Source organism: Pseudomonas lactucae, from assembly GCF_016937615.1.
In the GTDB taxonomy this organism is placed as follows: Bacteria; Pseudomonadota; Gammaproteobacteria; order Pseudomonadales; family Pseudomonadaceae; genus Aquipseudomonas; species Aquipseudomonas lactucae.
Map to the genome: position 1 here is coordinate 27292 of NZ_JAFHKI010000098.1, position 16765 is coordinate 44056.

Below are 16765 nucleotides of genomic sequence, written 5' to 3' on the forward strand. Positions count from 1 at the left end.
TGTGGGGAAGGTCAAGCGTCTTCAGTATTCCAGTGCAGCGGGCTTGAGGTACATGCCGTCCGGGCCTTGGGCGATACGCAACTTGCGCACTTCACCGACCTTGAGCTTGATGTTTTGCGCCGGCGGCGCCAGCAGGCCTGGAAGGCATCCGGGTGCCTGGCCCGGCAGGAGCTTCAAGCGCAACGACAGATCGCCCGCCGGCAAGTTGAACGAGGTGGCCTGCTCCTGGAACAGCCGCCCTGCCAACTGGTCATTGAGGTACAGGCCGATCTCACAGTTGGTCAGTACTTCCAGGCGCTCCCGGGAAATAATCAGGACCGCATAGTCTTCGGCGGCGCTGGCCAGGGGCGCAGCGGCAGACAAGCTCATCAGGCCGACAAGGCCAAAAAACGACCAGCGCATGGCGAATGCTCCGAGGGTTGAATCAACGATGCGTCAAGCTTGGCCGACAGCGCCACCGAATACCAGCCCGGCCAAAGTTTTCAAAACTTGACCTTGCCATCGTGGCAAGGTCGAAACTGGCGTCAATCTCATCAAAGGAGTCATGTCATGCAAGTATTCAGCGTTGAAGGAATGACCTGCGGCCATTGCGTCAAGGCGGTGACCCAGGCGGTGCAAGACCGCGATCCGGCTGCGCAAGTGGAGGTCGACCTCGCGACGAAGCAAGTTAGTGTGCAAAGCCAGCTTCCCCCTGAAGAGATCGCGAAGTTGATCACGGAAGAAGGCTACACCGTCGTCTGATTTTTAATCGTTAGCGAGCTATCGTTATGTTCAAGGCACCCAGGCCCGGCTAGACTGTGGGGCTGCCGACTCACTTGGGTGCCTGATGAACCTTCGCATAATTCTGATCCTGGGCGCCTTGAGCGCCTTCGCGCCGCTGGCGATCGATTTTTACCTGCCGGGCTTTCCGGCAATGGCCACGGCGTTCGCCACCGATGAAAAACATATTCAGTTGACCCTGGCGGTGTATTTTGCCGGCCTGGCCATCGGCCAATTGATCTACGGCCCGCTGGCGGACCGTTTCGGTCGACGCGGGCCGCTGCTCAGCGGCGTGACCCTGTTTACCCTGGCGTCTTTCGCCTGTGCCTATGCACCTTCCCTGGACTGGTTGATCGGCGCCCGCTTCGTGCAGGCGCTGGGCGGCTGTGCAGGCATGGTGATTTCCCGCGCGGTGGTGAGCGACAAGTGTGATGCGGTGGGTTCGGCCAAGGTGTTTTCCCAATTGATGCTGGTGACCGGTCTGGCGCCGATCCTTGCGCCACTGGCCGGTGGCCTGATGGTAGGGCTGTGGGGCTGGCAGTCGATCTTCCTGGCGTTGTCGATTTTCAGTGTGATGGCGGCGGTCGCCGTGGCGGTCGGTTTGCCGGAAACCTTCCCGGCTCATCAGCCGCGTCAGCCGTTGTCCGGCTCGCTGCGCCGCTATTTGGGGCTGCTGTCGGACCGGGTTTACCTCGGTTACGCGCTGACCGGCGCGCTGTCGATTGCCGGGATGTTTGCCTACATCGCCGGTTCACCGTTCGTGTTTATCAAGCTCTATGGCGTGCCCGCCGAGCATTACGGCTGGGTGTTCGGTTCCAACGCCGCCGGTTTTATCCTGGTGGCACAGCTCAACGCGCGCTTGCTGGCCAAGCGTGGCCCGGCGTTTTTGCTGTCGCGCACGGTGTGGCTCTATGCGTTGGCAGGCATGACGCTGCTGGGTATTTCGGCGCTGCACACTGACGCATTGTGGCCATTGCTGGTGCCGTTGTTTATCTGCATCGCCAGCCTGGGCTGCATTTTGCCCAACACGTCGGCCTGCGCCATGAGCGGGCAGGGCGCCCGAGCGGGGAGCGCGTCGGCGTTGCTCGGCTGCATCCAGTTCGGCGTGGCGGCGGGCGCGGCGTCGTTGGTGGGGCTGTTGCACGATGGCACGGCCATGCCGATGGCGATGGTCATCAGCCTGTGCGGTGTGTTGGCGGTGACGGTGGCCGTATCGACCCAGCGCCTGCAACGAACCAGAGCCTTGCAGGCGCAGGTCTGAAGGGCGGTTCAGCCAGCGGCGGACTGTGGCTGGCTGACAGGAAAGCGATGGGGCGCCTGGATGCGCGCCTGCAGGGTATCGGCAAAGGCGCGGGCCTCGGCTTCGGTGTGGAAAATAATGGCTTTCTGATCCAGCCGGACCTCCCACTGGGATTTTGCTAACGCTTTTATCAGGATTTTCATTGCTGACTTCCTCACGTAAAAGAATCGTGGCAAAGGCGGCCAATATAAACCTGAATACGCTCACAAATGTGACAAGGATCAAGTCTCTGACTAGCGGTGTCGTCCATGACTCACGTGAATAATGGACGACACTGACAGACGCTTCCTAGAACCCTTCCAACACGATCTTGCCCTTGGCTTTGCCGCTTTCCAGCAGCGCATGGGCCCGGCGCAGGTTCGCCGCGTTGATCACGCCAAAGTGCTCGCCCACCGTGGTTTCCAGGGTTCCGGTATCGATCAGTTCGGCCACGCGGTTGAGCAGGTTGTGCTGCTCGATCATGTCCGGGGTTTCGAACATCGAGCGCGTGTACATGAACTCCCAGTGCAGTGACAGGCTCTTGCGCTTGAGCTTGCTCACGTCCAATGCCTTGGGATCGTCGATCAACGCCAGTTTGCCCTGAGGCTGCAGCGCTTCGACCAGTTGGTCCAGGTGATGGTCGGTCTGGGTCAGGCTGGCGACGTGGGTCACTTGCGGGTGGCCGGCCTGTTTCAGCGCTTCGCTCAGTGGTTGGCTGTGGTCGATCACCAGGTCGGCGCCAAGTGCCTTGGCCCATGCCTGGGTTTCCGGACGCGAGGCGGTGCCGATCACTTTCAAGGCGGTGAGCTGGCTGGCCAATTGGGTCAGGATCGAGCCCACGCCACCGGCGGCGCCGACGATCAGCAGGCTCTGGCCTTCATCCTGTTTACCCTCACGCACTTGCAGGCGTTCGAACAGCAGTTCCCAGGCGGTGATGGTGGTCAGCGGCAGCGCGGCGGCTTCGGCAAAACTCAGGCTCTTGGGCATATGACCGACGATGCGCTCGTCCACGCTGTGCAGTTCGCTGTTGCCGCCTGGGCGCAACAGGGAGCCGGCATAGAACACCTTGTCGCCGGCCTTGAACAGGGTCACGTCACTGCCGACCGCCTTGACCACACCGGCCACGTCCCAGCCCAGCACTTTGGCGGCGCCGTTTTCCGGGGCGACGTTTTGGCGCACCTTGGTATCCACCGGGTTGACCGAGATGGCTTTGACTTCCACCAGCAGATCGCGCGGGCCGGCGACCGGCGCTGGCAGTTCGATGTCTTGCAGCGATTGTTCGTCGTTGATGGGCAGGGAGGCGTAGTAGGCAATGGCTTTCATGGGGGTTCCGGAGAAAGGGTGGTGATCAGGTAAACAGATAATTGGCTATTTCCCACGAAGATAAAAGCCGCTAAAACGTTAGGCTGTTTCAATAAAATTTTGATAATGGGCGGATAGATGCTGCGCTTTGATGATTTGCAGTTGTTTGTGCGCGCGGCCGACTTGGGCAGCCTGTCGGCCGCGGCGCGGGTGATGGAACTGTCGCCCGCCGTGGCCAGCGCTGCGCTTAAACGCATCGAACAGCAACTGGGCGCGCGCTTGCTGGCGCGCTCGACTCGCAGCCTGCGGTTGACCGCCGAAGGTGAAGGCTTCCTGGACTACGCGCGCGCTGCGCTGAGTTCGCTGGATGAGGGGCGGCGCTTATTGGCCAGTGGCCAGGACCATGTCAGCGGCGTGTTGCAACTGTCGGCGCCCTCCGATTTTGGCCGTAACCAGTTGTTGCCATGGCTGGACGAATTCCAGCGCGAATACCCGCAGCTCACCGTGCGCCTGTTGTTGGGCGATCGGATTGCCGACCTGTTCCGTCAGCCGGTGGACATCGCCCTGCGCTACGGTGAGCCGGAGGATTCCAGCCTTATCGCGCTGCCTGTGGCCCCGCACAATGTCCGCGTATTGTGCGCGGCCCCCGGCTACCTGGCGCGGCACGGCGAACCTCGACACCTGGAGCAGTTGGCCCAGCACAATTGCCTGCTGTATATGCTCGGCAGTCGCGTGCATGACCATTGGGCTTTTCACGACGGCAAACGTGACGTCAGCCTGACAGTTGGCGGCGACCGCTTCAGTGACGATGCCGATGTGGTGCGCCGTTGGGCGGTGGCGGGCGTGGGCATTGCCTACAAGTCCTGGCTGGATGTGAGCACCGACGTGCTGGCCGGGCGCTTGCGCTTGATCCTGCCGGAGCTGCGTGGCGAGCGTACGCCGCTCAACCTGCTGTGCGCCCACCGCGCCCAGTTGAGCAAACCCATCAACCTGCTGCGCGAAATGCTCGTGTCCCGTTGTGCGACATTGACCGCGCAGTTGCCGGCACGCGTGGGCACGGGGCAATAACCTTCATCACAGCAGGAAATTTCACTCAGAGCCTGTCCCTATCTACGCTGTCAGACGCCGTGGAACTGGCGGAAAGCGCACCTATACTTTGGCGCCAACCGCAGCACAAAAATAGTTCGACAGGGAGTGAATCGATGGAAGAAGCACCTTGCATCAGCCAGATCGCCAGCTTGCTTGCCGAGCCAAAACGCACGGCCATGCTCTGGGCGTTGATGGACGGTTCGGCCCGATCGTCGCAGGAGCTGGCAACGCTGGCCGGGCTGTCGCCGGCCTCGGCCAATGCGCATCTGGCGCGGTTGACCGGCAGCGGCTTGCTACGCATTGAGGCACGCCGCGGCGGGCGCTTGTTCCGCGTGGCGGCCCCGGATGTGAGGGCTGCCATCGATGCATTGGCAAACACCACCTTCGCCAGTGCGGCACGCAGAGCGTCGGGAACTTCACCACCGCTGCTGCTGGCGCCACCGTCATTGCGCCATGCCCGGCTGTGCCATGGCCATCTCGGCGGCGAGTTGGCGGCGGCGCTCTACGAACGGATGATGGCGACGGGTTGGATTGAACGCCTTGAACAGCGCATCGAGGTCACGGTCAAGGGCGCGCAGCAGTTGGCGGACCTGGGCATTTTCATCCAGGCGCTGGCGTCGCCGCTGGTGTGCGATTGTTTTGATTGGAGCCGGCAGCAACCGCATCTGGGGGGGACGTTGGGTACTGGGCTGTTACAACTGTTTTTGCAGTCGAACTGGGTGAGTTTGATCAATGAGTCCCAGGCGCTTGAGGTGAGCGATCTCGGGCTGGTGGAAATCGCCCGATTGGCCCTGTCGTAGATACCTTTCGCTGTGCAAGCAGGCAACACAAAGCCAATGCGGGCTCGCCACGGCAAGCCCGCTCACAGTTTTGGCCTGTGTTATCCAGTTACGGTTTTACGAGTCGAGCGTCCAGGCTGTTTTGCGCCAGGCGTTTGGCCTGGTCCTGGGTCATGCCCAGCGAGGTGTACAGCGCGTGGAAGTTCTCGGTTACATAACCACCGAAGTACGCCGGATCGTCCGAGTTCACCGTTACCTTCACGCCACGCTCAAGCATGTCGAGAATGTTGTGCTGGGCCATGTCGTCGAATACGCAGAGCTTAGTGTTGGACAGCGGGCACACGGTGAGCGGGATCTGCTCGTCGATGATGCGTTGCATCAGGCGCTCGTCTTCGATGGCCCGCACGCCATGGTCGATACGCTGGATTTTCAGCAGGTCGATGGCTTCCCAGATGTACTCCGGCGGGCCTTCTTCGCCGGCGTGGGCGACGGTGAGGAAGCCTTCGTGGCGGGCACGGTCGAACACGCGCTGGAACTTGCTCGGCGGGTGGCCCATTTCCGAACTGTCCAGGCCGACGGCGACGAACGCGTCACGGAAAGGCAGCGCCTGGTCGAGGGTTTTCTGCGCTTCGTCTTCGCTCAGGTGGCGCAGGAAGCTGAGGATCAGGCCGCTGGTGATGCCCAGTTGCTGCTCGCCATCTTTAAGCGCAGCGGCGATGCCGTTAAGCACCACTTCGAACGGCACGCCACGGTCGGTGTGGGTTTGCGGGTCGAAGAAAGGTTCGGTATGGATCACGTTCTGCGCTTTGCAGCGCAGCAGGTAGGCCCAGGTCAGGTCGTAGAAATCCTGAGAGGTGCGCAGCACGTCGGCGCCTTTGTAGTACAGGTCGAGAAATTCCTGCAGGTTGTTAAAGGCGTAGGCCTTGCGCAGGGTTTCAACGTCGTTCCACGGCAGCGCGATTTTATTGCGTTCAGCCAGGGCGAACAGCAATTCAGGCTCCAGCGAGCCTTCCAGATGCAGGTGCAGTTCTGCCTTGGGCAGGGCGTTGAGCCAATCGTACATTTTTAAAATCTCATCAGGTGCAATGGCGGCATTCTACAGGGCATGGCCGAAATAATCGGTAAAACCTGACCGGCAGGAGAGTATTCGTTTTATTCGTACAAGGGCGGCGTCAACTAAGATGTAACGAAACGTTAGCAGCGTGGCGCAGTCTGTACCCCATCAATGACTGATTTGCCGTTTGAAAAGGCCCGTAATGCTCACACTCCTCAAGCAAGAAAAATTCATGCTGCTGGCGCTGATTGCTGCCATTGCTGCGTACCCGTTGGAGCATTGGATGCTGCACAGCGGGCAAATGGTGGCGCTGTTGGCCGGTGTGGCGCTGATCGCTTTCATCGTGATGGCGTCGATGCGTGTGGCCCACCACGCCGAGCAATTGGCGGAAAAAGTCGGCGATCCCTACGGCACCATGATCCTGACCCTCGCGGCGGTGTTGGTGGAGGTGGTGATCCTGGCGATCATGATGAGTAACGAACCATCGCCGACCCTGGTGCGAGATACCATCTACTCCGCTGTAATGCTCGATATCAACGGTATCCTCGGCCTGGCCGCGTTGATGGGCGGCATCAAGCATGGCGAGCAGTCCTACAACGATGATTCAGCACGTACCTACAGTGTGATGATTCTTACCGCCATGGGCGTGTCGATGGTGGTGCCGGAATTTATCCCCGAAGCTGACTGGAAAATTTACTCGGCCTTCACCATCGGCGCGATGGTGGTGCTCTACACCTTGTTCCTGCGTATGCAGGTTGGGCCGCACAGTTACTTCTTCAGCTACAGCTACCCGGAAAAACGTCGCAGGAAACTGCCCGAAGAAGAGCAGGAAACGCCGGTGAACCTGGCGTTCTCCATCGGTACCCTGGTGTTTGGTGTGATCGTGATTGGCGCACTGGCCGAGGTGATGTCCAAGACACTCGACCTGGGCCTGGAAGGCACGGGCGCACCGCCGGTGATCACGGCGATTGTAGTGGCGGCTATTTCGGCGGCGCCGGAAATTCTGACGGCGTTGCGCGCAGCGTTGGCCAACCGCATGCAGTCGGTGGTCAACATCGCGCTGGGTGCTTCCTTGTCGACGGTGATTCTGACGGTGCCGGTGATGGAGGCCATGGCGCTTTACACCGGCCAGCCGTTCCAGATGGCGATGACCCCGGTGCAGACGGTGATGGTGTTTATTACGTTGATCGTGAGTGCGATCAACCTCAACGATGGCGAAACCAACGCCATCGAAGGGATGACCCATTTTGTGCTGTTTGCGACCTTTATCATGTTGTCTCTGCTAGGCCTATAAGCACTGCAGGATTTGAACTGTGTTTGCTTAGGTGCCGGCGATCAACTGCCGTGCGGCCTGGGTGTGATCGGCGATCAAACCCTTCAAGTCCAGGCCCTCGACCTGCCCGTCGATCACTCGCCATTTGCCTGCGACCATTACCCGATCCGCTCGGTCAGCGCCGCACAACAGCAGCGCTGAAATCGGATCATGGCTACCGGAGAAGCGCAGCTCATCGAGCTTGAACAGCGCCAGGTCGGCCTGTTTGCCGACGGCCAATTCGCCGATATCCGTACGTCCCAGCAATTGCGCCGAGCCTTTGGTGGCCCAGCCGAGCACGCCTTCAGGAGTGATTTTTTCGGCGCCGTAACGCAGGCGCTGGATGTACAGCGCCTGGCGCGCTTCGAGGATCATGTTCGAGGCATCGTTGGATGCGGAGCCATCCACGCCAAGCCCGATAGGCGCGCCGGCGGCGAGCAAATCCTGGGTCGGGCAGATGCCAGAGGCCAGGCGCATGTTCGAGCTTGGGCAGTGGCAGATGCCGGTACCGGCGGCGCCCAGGCGCGCGATTTCATCCGGATTGAAGTGAATGCCATGCGCCAGCCAGGTGCGCGGGCCGAGCCAGCCGACGCTGTCGAGGTAGTCCACGGTGCGCAGGCCGAAGCGCTGCAGGCAAAAGTCTTCCTCGTCGAGGGTTTCCGCCAAGTGGGTGTGCAGGCGCACGTCCAGGCTGTTGGCCATCTCGGCGCTGGCTCGCATGATTTGCGGCGTGACGGAAAACGGTGAGCAGGGCGCCAGGGCGATCTGGATCTGTGCCCCTTCGCCCCGCTCATGGTAGGCGCGGATCAGGCGTTGGCTATCGTCGAGAATCACCTGGCCTTGTTGCACCGTCTGCTGCGGTGGCAAGCCGCCGTCCGCTTCGCCCAGGCTCATGGAACCGCGGGTGAGCATGGCGCGCATGCCCAGTTCACGCACGCTGTCGACTTGTACATCGATGGCGTTTTCCAGCCCATCGGGGAACAGGTAGTGGTGATCGGCTGCGGTGGTGCAGCCTGAGAGCAGCAGCTCGGCCAGTGCGACTTTGCTGGCCAGGGCGAGTTTCTCCGGCGTCAGACGCGCCCATACCGGGTACAGGGTTTTGAGCCAAGGGAACAAGGGCTGGTTGACCACCGGTGCCCAGGCGCGGGTCAGGGTTTGGTAGAAGTGGTGGTGGGTGTTGATCAGCCCCGGCAGCACCACATGCTCACGGCCATCGAACACCTGTGTGCAAGGCTGCGCGGGAGCTTGCCCGTGGGCCAGCACTTCGGTGATCACGCCGTCTTGCAGCACCAGGCCGCCACGGGCGTCGAGACCATTGGCAGTGAAAATCGCGAGGGGGTTTTTTAACCAGATACGGGTCGCAGGCATTGGCCGGCTCCTCTGAATGATGGGTTCAGGTTTGCCAGCTCAGTGTTGCCCTGTCTGCTGATCCAGGGTCGCCGGTGAAGGCGAGGTGGTAGATTACGTGTAGTTCGGAATCGGGTCTACCTGTAGGAAATAGACGTTATCAATGTGGGAGGGGACTTGCCCCTCCACATTTCGATCCGCAGCGTTTACCAGGCGATGGTGTCGCCTTTGTAGTCCACAAAGTGGTGGCCGCCTTTGCCGGTGTAGGCATTTACCTGCTCCACCAGGCCGCGCACGCTGGTGTCGACATCGATAGGCGCGTCTTCTCCGCCCATGGCGGTCTTGACCCAGCCCGGGTGCATCGACAGTACGGTGAGTTTGTGGTCGCCCAGCTGGGTGATGAAACTGTTGGTCATGGAGTTGAGCGCGGCTTTGCTGGCCTTGTACAGCGCCAGGTCTGAGCCGTCGGGGATGGTCACGCTGCCCAGTACCGAACTCATGAAGGCCAGTACGCCGCTGTCCTTGCGGATCTGCCCGACAAAGCGCTGTGCCAGGTTGATCGGTGCCACGGCGTTGGTGAAAAACAGTTGGCCGACTTCGGCCAATGTGACGTGACCAGGCTCCTGGTTGGCCGGGCCTTTGACACCGGCATTGACGAACAGCAAGTCGAAAGTCCGCTCCTTGAGGCGTTGGGCCAGGGCAATCACGGCTTGCTGATCGTCCATGTCGAGTTTTTCGATCTGCACCGGGCCCACGGCTTTCAGAGCATCGGCCTTGCTCGGGTCACGCACGGTGGCGGTCACGTCCCAGCCGTCCTGGAGCAATTGCTTGACAAGGCCAAGGCCCAGCCCGCGCGAGGCGCCGATGATCAGTGCGGTTTTTGGCGTAGACATGAATAGCTTCCTTTGGCGTCGCGGTTCAGGGAATGGCGCGGAACAACAGTAGCAGTTTCAGCGTTGCAGCAGGATACGCCCACGGCTCAGGTCGGCGAGCTGGGTTTGCAGGGTATCGATGTGGGCTTCACCCAGGGCCAGTTGCAGTTCCACACCGTTGGCGGTGAAGGTTTCCTCTATAACCAGTCCGTCCAGTTCGGCAACGCGCAGCTTCACCAGGTTCAACTCGGAGAAGCCGCAGGCGCAACTCAGCGCTACGCGGCTGATCAGTTCAATGCGCTCGGCTGTTTGCAGACATTTATTTGCGCCGCCACCGTAGGCACGGGCCAGGCCACCGGTGCCCAGTTGGATGCCGCCGTACCAGCGAATCACCAGCACTGCGACTTGATCGAAACCCTGGGCCTCGATGGCCGCCAGGATTGGCCGCCCGGCGGTGCCGCCGGGTTCGCCGTCGTCATTGCTGCGGTATTGATCGGCTAGCTTCCAGGCCCAGCAATTGTGTGTGGCGTTCAGATCACTGTGCTGCTCGAAAAACGCCTGGGCGTCCTGCGGGCTGGTAATCGGCACGGCGAGGGTGATAAAGCGGCTTTTGCGTATTTCTTCGCGAAATTCGCACAGGCCTGTGAGCGTGAAAGGCATGAGTGGCTTCGTCTAGAGGGCTGGCTTGATGCCGCAGCCTTTGAGAATGATGTGGATCAGGTTGCTGCCGGCGTCTTCCATGTCCTGCTTGGTCAGCTTGCTGCGACCGGTCACGCGGCAGATCTGGGTGGCGAAATCGGCGTAATGCTGGGTGCTGCCCCACAGCAGGAAGATCAGGTGTACCGGGTCGACGGCGTCCATCTTGCCCGCGTCGATCCAGGCCTGGAACACCGCCGCACGGCCACTGAACCAGGCGCGGTAGTCCTGGCTGAAATATTCGGTGAGGCATTCGCCGCCGCTGATGATCTCCATGGCAAAGATCCGCGAGGCCTGGGGCTGGCGCCGCGAGAACTCCATCTTGGTGCGGATGTAGCGAGAGAGGGCCACGGCCGGGTCGTCTTCGGCGGTCAGCGTATTGAACGTGCTGTCCCACAGTTCGAGGATATTGCTGAGCACCGCGATATACAGGCCCAGCTTGTTAGTGAAGTAATAATGCAGATTGGCTTTGGGCAGCCCCGCACTCGCAGCAATGGTGTTCATGCTGGTGCCCTTGTAGCCATGGCGCGCGAACTCATCCTCAGCAGCCTGGAGAATCGCTTGTTCGTTCTTTTGCCGAATGCGGCTGGCGGGTTTACCGGCGTGGTTGCTGTGGGCGGGAACTTCGAGGCTCATGGAGAGTACCGTGCTGATCGAGAGAGACGACGTGTGCACAGATAACCCACCCTCAAGCCCCAGACAAGTCCCGATGCAATAAAACCGTCAAAGCGATTCCAGTGTGTCGCTTTCCGGCGAGTGGTTTGTGCCTGTGTGGGTCGCTTTGGCTTCCGGTAACAAGAGGCACAACACAATGGCGGTCAGGCCACCGCTGGTGATGGCGGAGTCGAACAGGTTCTGTACCAATGTCGGCATCTGGTGCAACAGGTTTGGCTGGGCGGCGATGCCCAGGCCGACGCCAAACGAGGTGGCGATGATCAGCATGCTACGTCGATCCAGCGGTGCCTGGGCGAGGATGCGTACGCCGGCGGCGGCCACACTGCCGAACATTACCAGGGTCGCGCCGCCCAGTACCGGTTTGGGGAGTTGTTGCAACACGGCGCCAATCAACGGAAACAAACCGAGGCAAAACAACACCACACCGATATATAAGCCGATGTAACGGCTGGCCACGCCGGTGAGTTGGATCACACCGTTGTTCTGCGCGAAGGTGGTATTGGGGAAGGCACTGAACGTAGCGGCAATCATGCAACTGACACCATCACCCAGCACGCCGCCTTTGAGTCGGCTTATATAAGAAGGGCCGCTGATGGGTTGGCGCGCGATCATGCAGTTGGCGGTGAGGTCGCCGACCGTTTCGATGCTGCTGATCAGATAAATCAGCGCGATCGGTAGGAAGGCGCTCCAGTCGAAATTGAAGCCAAAGCGAAACGGTATCGGCACGCTGACCCAGGGCAAGTCCGCAAGGGCCTGGGGGACCAGTTTGCCGCTGAGCCAGGCGGCCAGACTGCCGAGAACCAGGCCGATGATGATGGCCGAGAGGCGCACCCAGGCCGTGTTCGAGCGGTTGAGCAGGATGATCGTCAACACCACGAACAGGCCCAGCGCCAGATTGGTGGGGGCGCCGAAGTCAGGGGCATTGAAGCCGCCGCCGAGGTCGGTGATGCCGACTTTGATCAGGCTGATACCGATCAAGGTGATCACGATGCCGGTGACCAGTGGCGTGATTACGCGGCGCAGTTGGCCAATGAAACGGCTCAGCACGATCTGCACCGCTGCGCCGAAAAAGCACACGCCGAAGATCATCGCCATGATGTCTTCCGGGCTGCCGCCGCGTTGTTTCACCAGGAAACCGGCTGAAAGTACCGCGCCGAGAAATGCGAAGCTGGTGCCTTGCAGGCAGATCATCCCGGCGCCGATGCCAAACGGCCTGCGCGCCTGGATGAAGGTGCCGACCCCGGACACCATCAGCGCCATGCTGATCAGGTAGGGCAAATGCGCGGTCAGGCCCAGGGTGGAGCCGATGATCAGTGGCGGGGTGATGATGCCTACAAAAGCGGCCAGCACATGTTGCAGTGCGGCCAAAAAGGCCGGTGCGGGTTTCGGACGGTCGTTGAGGCCGTAGATCAGGTCGCTGGGGCTGGAGGATTCTGGTGGCATGGCGGGCTAACTCGAGGCGGACGATTCTAGGTCCAAGTACTCTTGCAAAAAGCTGTCCAATTGCTCAGCTTTTTGCGCGAGGCCCGCGTCAACGTGTTGCGGCCAGGCTGTCCAGGAAGCTTTCCAGCACCAAATGAGGGCGACGGCCCTTGCGCGTGACCGATGCCAGGCTTAAATCGTAAAAATGCGTAGCCGATTTCAGCGCGCGCAGTCGGCCTTGTTGCACCCATAGGCTGGCGTAGTGATCGGGCAGGTAGCCGATATAGCGGCCGGTGAGGATCAGGAAGGCCATGCCTTCGCGGTCCGAGGCGCTGGCCGTGCAGTTGAGCGCCTGGTAGTGGGCCTGGATCTCGGCAGGCAGGCGGAAGGTGGGGGCGATGGCGTCCTGGCTGTCGATGCGTTCGTCGTCCAGTTGCTTGTCGTCGGCATAAAACAGTGGATGACCGACCGCGCAGTAGAGCAGGGAGCGTTCGCTGTACAGCGGTTGGTATTCCAGCCCCGATAGGGCGCTGGCCTGAGGGACCACGCCGACATGCAGGCGCCCGTCGAGCACGCCCTGTTCGACTTCATTGGGCGCGATCATGCGGATCTGGATCTGCACATCCGGGCCGCGCTCCTTCAACTGCGCCAAGGCGTGGGTGATGCGCATGTGCGGCAGGGTGACGAGATTGTCGGTGAGGCCGATGATCAATTCGCCGCGCAAATGCTGGTGCAGGCCGTTGACCTCGGTGCGGAAACTTTCCAACGCACTCAGTAGTTGCAGAGCAGATTGGTAGACCTCCCGGCCTTCTTCGGTCAGGGAGAACCCGGCGCGGCCCCTTTGGCAAAGCCTTAGACCGAGGCGCTGCTCAAGGTCGCTCATCTGTTGGCTGATGGCTGAACGACCGATACCGAGTACCGTTTCCGCCGCGGAGAAACCGCCGCACTCCACTACACTGCGAAAGATGCGCAGCAGGCGGATATCGAAGTCGCTGACTTGGGCCAGGGGATCGGGTCGACGCAGGCTCATAGTTTAGTCGTGGTCTGACTGAAGGTTAGAAAAGTTGGATTTCATCAACTTTATCCCCGTGGCAATTTAGCTGCAACAATGCTTTTCAATCCCGACGCCGTCGTTTGCCCTGCGAGGTTTTGCTGATGAACATGCCCGAAAACGCCCCATCGTCCCTGGCCAGCCAACTGAAGCTTGATGCTCACTGGATGCCCTACACCGCTAACCGTAACTTCCAGCGTGACCCGCGCCTGATCGTGGCCGCCGAAGGCAGCTGGTTGACGGATGACAAGGGGCGCAAGGTCTACGACTCGTTGTCGGGCCTGTGGACTTGCGGCGCCGGGCATACGCGTAAGGAAATCCAGGAGGCGGTGGCCAAGCAACTGGGCACCTTGGACTACTCTCCGGGCTTCCAGTACGGTCATCCGTTGTCCTTCCAACTGGCGGAAAAGATTACCGACCTGACCCCAGGCAACCTGAATCATGTGTTCTTCACCGACTCCGGTTCCGAGTGCGCCGATACCGCGGTGAAGATGGTGCGTGCCTACTGGCGCCTGAAAGGCCAGGCGACCAAGACCAAGATGATCGGCCGTGCCCGTGGCTACCACGGCGTGAACATCGCCGGTACCAGCCTGGGCGGTGTTAATGGTAACCGTAAGATGTTTGGTCAGGCGATGATGGATGTTGACCATCTGCCGCACACCTTGTTGGCGAGCAATGCGTTTTCCCGTGGCATGCCGGAGCAGGGCGGTATTGCGCTGGCCGATGAGCTGCTCAAGCTGATCGAACTGCATGACGCTTCCAATATTGCCGCCGTATTTGTCGAGCCGATGGCCGGTTCCGCCGGTGTACTGGTGCCGCCGCAGGGTTACCTCAAGCGTCTGCGTGAGATTTGCGACCAGCACAACATCCTGCTGGTGTTTGACGAAGTGATCACCGGTTTCGGCCGTACCGGCTCGATGTTCGGCGCCGACAGCTTCGGCGTGACCCCGGACCTGATGTGCATTGCCAAGCAAGTCACCAACGGCGCGATCCCAATGGGCGCGGTGATTGCCAGCAGCGAGATTTATCAGACCTTCATGAACCAGGCGACGCCGGAGTACGCGGTGGAATTCCCCCACGGCTATACCTACTCGGCACACCCGGTGGCGTGCGCTGCCGGTCTGGCGGCGTTGGATCTGTTGCAGAAGGAAAACCTGGTGCAGAGCGTGGCCGAAGTCGCGCCGCACTTTGAGAATGCACTGCATGGTTTGAAGGGCAGCAAGAATGTGATCGACATTCGCAACTACGGCCTGGCCGGTGCGATCCAGATCGCCACACGCGACGGCGACCCCATCGTGCGCCCATTCGAGGCTGGCATGGCCTTATGGAAGGCCGGGTTCTACGTGCGCTTTGGCGGCGACACCCTGCAGTTCGGGCCAACCTTCAACAGCAAACCGCAAGACCTGGATCGCCTGTTCGATGCGGTCGGCGAAGTGCTGAACAAAATCGACTGATTTCTCCTTCTATATAGAACAATTTCTCAGGAGCCCTGCATGAGCCTTATCCAGCATTTGATCAACGGCGAGCTGGTCGACGACAGCGGCCGTAGTGCCGACGTATACAACCCGTCCACCGGTCAGGTGATTCACCAGGTGCCGTTGGCCAGTCGTGAAACTATCCAGCGTGCAATTGACTCGGCCAAGGCAGCTTTCCCCGCGTGGCGCAATACGCCGGCGGCCAAGCGTGCCCAGGTGATGTTTCGTTTCAAGCAGTTGCTGGAGCAGAACGAAGCGCGTATCTCGCAATTGATCAGCGAGGAACACGGCAAGACCTTGGAAGATGCTGCTGGCGAGTTGAAGCGCGGGATCGAGAACGTGGAGTACGCATGCTCGGCACCGGAGATTCTCAAGGGCGAGTACAGCCGTAACGTCGGGCCGAACATTGATGCCTGGTCAGATTTCCAACCGTTGGGTGTGGTGGCGGGTATTACCCCGTTCAACTTCCCGGCGATGGTGCCGCTGTGGATGTACCCGCTGGCGATTGTGTGCGGCAACTGCTTCATCCTCAAGCCTTCGGAGCGTGATCCGAGCTCAACGCTGCTGATCGCACAACTGTTGCAGGAAGCCGGTCTGCCTAAAGGCGTGCTGAGTGTGGTGCACGGCGACAAGGGCGCGGTGGATGCATTGATCCAAGCGCCGGAAGTAAAAGCGCTGAGCTTTGTGGGCTCAACGCCGATTGCCGAGTACATCTATTCCGAGGCGACCAAGCGCGGCAAGCGCGTTCAGGCGCTGGGTGGGGCGAAGAACCATGCCGTGCTGATGCCGGATGCGGATCTGGACAATGCGGTCAGTGCCTTGATGGGCGCGGCATATGGTTCCTGCGGCGAGCGCTGCATGGCGATTTCGGTGGCTGTGTGTGTGGGTGATCAGGTGGCGGATGCGTTAATCGCCAAGCTGGTGCCGCAGGTCAAGGCGCTGAAGATCGGGGCGGGTACGTCCTGCGGCCTGGATATGGGGCCTTTGGTGACGGGGCAGGCGCGGGATAAGGTCAGCGGTTATATAGAAGACGGTGTGGCTGCGGGTGCGGAACTGGTCGTCGACGGTCGTGGCTTGAGTGTTGCGGGGCATGAGGAAGGGTTCTTCTTGGGCGGCAGCTTGTTTGATCGTGTGACGCCTGAGATGCGCATCTACAAAGAGGAAATCTTCGGCCCGGTATTGTGCGTGGTACGGGTGGACAGCCTGGAAGCGGCGATGCAATTGATCAATGATCATGAATATGGCAACGGTACCTGTATCTTCACTCGCGATGGTGAAGCGGCGCGTCTGTTCTGTGACGAGATTGAAGTGGGCATGGTGGGTGTGAACGTTCCTTTGCCGGTGCCTGTGGCCTATCACAGCTTTGGCGGCTGGAAGCGCTCGCTGTTCGGCGATTTGCATGCGTATGGGCCGGATGGGGTGCGTTTCTATACCCGTCGCAAGGCGATTACCCAGCGTTGGCCGCAACGGGCCAGCCATGAAGCATCGCAGTTCGCATTTCCCAGCTTGTAAGGCTCGGTAAACGCAAAGCCGGCCCCTTGGGGCCGGCTTTCGCGTTTCTGGGCGTTTTTGACCTATATGACAGAAATATGAAAAAGAAGGTTGACGGCAGATTCTGGAAGCCTATAATTCGCCCACTTCCGGCGCAGTCGA

Annotated in this window: 17 protein-coding genes; 7 read left to right on the top strand and 10 right to left on the bottom strand. The window is 60.5% G+C overall.

Annotation, left to right across the window (positions count from 1 at the left end):
• Nucleotides 1-21 precede the first annotated feature (21 nt).
• On the bottom strand, nucleotides 22-402 hold the full coding sequence (locus JWR98_RS18220; RefSeq protein WP_003171511.1) for a hypothetical protein: 381 nt from the start codon (nucleotides 400-402) through the stop codon (nucleotides 22-24).
• Between the two features lie 147 nt (nucleotides 403-549).
• On the opposite strand from JWR98_RS18220, the gene JWR98_RS18225 reads away from it, so the two are divergent.
• Both JWR98_RS18225 and JWR98_RS18230 read left to right on the top strand, forming a co-directional pair.
• Nucleotides 550-741 (top strand): heavy-metal-associated domain-containing protein, encoded by a 192-nt coding sequence (locus tag JWR98_RS18225; protein ID WP_078731400.1) that lies wholly within the window; start codon nucleotides 550-552, stop codon nucleotides 739-741.
• A gap of 85 nt (nucleotides 742-826) precedes the next feature.
• Nucleotides 827-2020, top strand: a complete 1194-nt coding sequence (locus JWR98_RS18230; RefSeq protein WP_078731401.1) for a multidrug effflux MFS transporter — start codon at nucleotides 827-829, stop codon at nucleotides 2018-2020.
• A gap of 8 nt (nucleotides 2021-2028) precedes the next feature.
• Here the strand turns inward: JWR98_RS18230 and JWR98_RS18235 are convergent, their stop codons facing one another.
• Together JWR98_RS18235 and JWR98_RS18240 are read right to left on the bottom strand one after the other, a co-directional pair.
• Nucleotides 2029-2202: a hypothetical protein gene (locus tag JWR98_RS18235; protein WP_003171514.1), complete on the bottom strand. Its 174-nt coding sequence runs from the start codon at nucleotides 2200-2202 to the stop codon at nucleotides 2029-2031.
• A gap of 145 nt (nucleotides 2203-2347) precedes the next feature.
• A complete protein-coding gene (locus JWR98_RS18240; RefSeq protein ID WP_205490730.1) occupies nucleotides 2348-3361 on the bottom strand; it encodes a zinc-binding alcohol dehydrogenase family protein in 1014 nt (337 codons plus the stop codon).
• A gap of 117 nt (nucleotides 3362-3478) precedes the next feature.
• Between JWR98_RS18240 and JWR98_RS18245 the strand changes: the two genes are divergently transcribed.
• Both JWR98_RS18245 and JWR98_RS18250 read left to right on the top strand, forming a co-directional pair.
• On the top strand, nucleotides 3479-4408 hold the full coding sequence (locus JWR98_RS18245; protein ID WP_078731403.1) for a LysR family transcriptional regulator: 930 nt from the start codon (nucleotides 3479-3481) through the stop codon (nucleotides 4406-4408).
• Between the two features lie 134 nt (nucleotides 4409-4542).
• Entirely contained in the window at nucleotides 4543-5229 is a 687-nt protein-coding gene (locus tag JWR98_RS18250) for an ArsR/SmtB family transcription factor (RefSeq protein ID WP_205490733.1), read from the top strand.
• Between the two features lie 88 nt (nucleotides 5230-5317).
• Here the strand turns inward: JWR98_RS18250 and JWR98_RS18255 are convergent, their stop codons facing one another.
• Nucleotides 5318-6271, bottom strand: coding sequence for an adenosine deaminase (locus tag JWR98_RS18255; protein WP_003171521.1), 954 nt, complete (start codon nucleotides 6269-6271; stop codon nucleotides 5318-5320).
• Between the two features lie 193 nt (nucleotides 6272-6464).
• Between JWR98_RS18255 and JWR98_RS18260 the strand changes: the two genes are divergently transcribed.
• Complete coding sequence (locus JWR98_RS18260) at nucleotides 6465-7556, top strand: calcium:cation antiporter (protein ID WP_141062988.1); 1092 nt, start codon at nucleotides 6465-6467, stop codon at nucleotides 7554-7556.
• A gap of 27 nt (nucleotides 7557-7583) precedes the next feature.
• Here JWR98_RS18260 and JWR98_RS18265 read toward each other — a convergent pair whose 3' ends face one another.
• The 6 genes from JWR98_RS18265 to JWR98_RS18290 all read right to left on the bottom strand — a co-directional run bounded on the left by JWR98_RS18265 (nucleotide 7584) and on the right by JWR98_RS18290 (nucleotide 13616).
• On the bottom strand, nucleotides 7584-8942 hold the full coding sequence (locus JWR98_RS18265) for an 8-oxoguanine deaminase (protein ID WP_205490736.1): 1359 nt from the start codon (nucleotides 8940-8942) through the stop codon (nucleotides 7584-7586).
• Nucleotides 8943-9127: 185 nt separating this feature from the next.
• Nucleotides 9128-9814 carry an SDR family oxidoreductase gene (locus JWR98_RS18270; RefSeq protein ID WP_078731407.1) on the bottom strand — a complete coding sequence of 229 codons (687 nt, stop codon included), beginning with the start codon at nucleotides 9812-9814 and terminating at the stop codon, nucleotides 9128-9130.
• A 57-nt stretch (nucleotides 9815-9871) separates the two neighbouring features.
• Nucleotides 9872-10453: an IMPACT family protein gene (locus JWR98_RS18275; protein ID WP_078731408.1), complete on the bottom strand. Its 582-nt coding sequence runs from the start codon at nucleotides 10451-10453 to the stop codon at nucleotides 9872-9874.
• 12 nt (nucleotides 10454-10465) lie between these two features.
• Nucleotides 10466-11125 carry a TetR/AcrR family transcriptional regulator gene (locus tag JWR98_RS18280; protein WP_078731409.1) on the bottom strand — a complete coding sequence of 220 codons (660 nt, stop codon included), beginning with the start codon at nucleotides 11123-11125 and terminating at the stop codon, nucleotides 10466-10468.
• Nucleotides 11126-11212: 87 nt separating this feature from the next.
• Nucleotides 11213-12607 (bottom strand): uracil-xanthine permease family protein, encoded by a 1395-nt coding sequence (locus JWR98_RS18285; protein ID WP_078731410.1) that lies wholly within the window; start codon nucleotides 12605-12607, stop codon nucleotides 11213-11215.
• A gap of 88 nt (nucleotides 12608-12695) precedes the next feature.
• Entirely contained in the window at nucleotides 12696-13616 is a 921-nt protein-coding gene (locus JWR98_RS18290) for a LysR family transcriptional regulator (RefSeq protein WP_205490739.1), read from the bottom strand.
• A gap of 125 nt (nucleotides 13617-13741) precedes the next feature.
• On the opposite strand from JWR98_RS18290, the gene aptA reads away from it, so the two are divergent.
• The gene (aptA, locus tag JWR98_RS18295) at nucleotides 13742-15091 is read left to right on the top strand and encodes an omega-aminotransferase AptA (RefSeq protein WP_003171529.1); all 1350 of its coding nucleotides are present in this window, start codon (nucleotides 13742-13744) and stop codon (nucleotides 15089-15091) included.
• A 39-nt stretch (nucleotides 15092-15130) separates the two neighbouring features.
• Nucleotides 15131-16624: a CoA-acylating methylmalonate-semialdehyde dehydrogenase gene (locus JWR98_RS18300; RefSeq protein ID WP_003171530.1), complete on the top strand. Its 1494-nt coding sequence runs from the start codon at nucleotides 15131-15133 to the stop codon at nucleotides 16622-16624.
• Nucleotides 16625-16765 lie beyond the last annotated feature (141 nt).

Excerpts from the sequence above, each read along its gene's own strand:
- JWR98_RS18220 (WP_003171511.1), bottom strand. The coding sequence starts at position 402 with ATGCGCTGGTCGTTTTTTGGCCTTGTCGGCCTGATGAGCTTGTCTGCC.
- JWR98_RS18225 (WP_078731400.1), top strand. The coding sequence starts at position 550 with ATGCAAGTATTCAGCGTTGAAGGAATGACCTGCGGCCATTGCGTCAAG.
- JWR98_RS18230 (WP_078731401.1), top strand. The coding sequence starts at position 827 with ATGAACCTTCGCATAATTCTGATCCTGGGCGCCTTGAGCGCCTTCGCG.
- JWR98_RS18235 (WP_003171514.1), bottom strand. The coding sequence starts at position 2,202 with ATGAAAATCCTGATAAAAGCGTTAGCAAAATCCCAGTGGGAGGTCCGG.
- JWR98_RS18240 (WP_205490730.1), bottom strand. The coding sequence starts at position 3,361 with ATGAAAGCCATTGCCTACTACGCCTCCCTGCCCATCAACGACGAACAA.
- JWR98_RS18245 (WP_078731403.1), top strand. The coding sequence starts at position 3,479 with ATGCTGCGCTTTGATGATTTGCAGTTGTTTGTGCGCGCGGCCGACTTG.
- JWR98_RS18250 (WP_205490733.1), top strand. The coding sequence starts at position 4,543 with ATGGAAGAAGCACCTTGCATCAGCCAGATCGCCAGCTTGCTTGCCGAG.
- JWR98_RS18255 (WP_003171521.1), bottom strand. The coding sequence starts at position 6,271 with ATGTACGATTGGCTCAACGCCCTGCCCAAGGCAGAACTGCACCTGCAT.
- JWR98_RS18260 (WP_141062988.1), top strand. The coding sequence starts at position 6,465 with ATGCTCACACTCCTCAAGCAAGAAAAATTCATGCTGCTGGCGCTGATT.
- JWR98_RS18265 (WP_205490736.1), bottom strand. The coding sequence starts at position 8,942 with ATGCCTGCGACCCGTATCTGGTTAAAAAACCCCCTCGCGATTTTCACT.
- JWR98_RS18270 (WP_078731407.1), bottom strand. The coding sequence starts at position 9,814 with ATGTCTACGCCAAAAACCGCACTGATCATCGGCGCCTCGCGCGGGCTG.
- JWR98_RS18275 (WP_078731408.1), bottom strand. The coding sequence starts at position 10,453 with ATGCCTTTCACGCTCACAGGCCTGTGCGAATTTCGCGAAGAAATACGC.
- JWR98_RS18280 (WP_078731409.1), bottom strand. The coding sequence starts at position 11,125 with ATGAGCCTCGAAGTTCCCGCCCACAGCAACCACGCCGGTAAACCCGCC.
- JWR98_RS18285 (WP_078731410.1), bottom strand. The coding sequence starts at position 12,607 with ATGCCACCAGAATCCTCCAGCCCCAGCGACCTGATCTACGGCCTCAAC.
- JWR98_RS18290 (WP_205490739.1), bottom strand. The coding sequence starts at position 13,616 with ATGAGCCTGCGTCGACCCGATCCCCTGGCCCAAGTCAGCGACTTCGAT.
- aptA (WP_003171529.1), top strand. The coding sequence starts at position 13,742 with ATGAACATGCCCGAAAACGCCCCATCGTCCCTGGCCAGCCAACTGAAG.
- JWR98_RS18300 (WP_003171530.1), top strand. The coding sequence starts at position 15,131 with ATGAGCCTTATCCAGCATTTGATCAACGGCGAGCTGGTCGACGACAGC.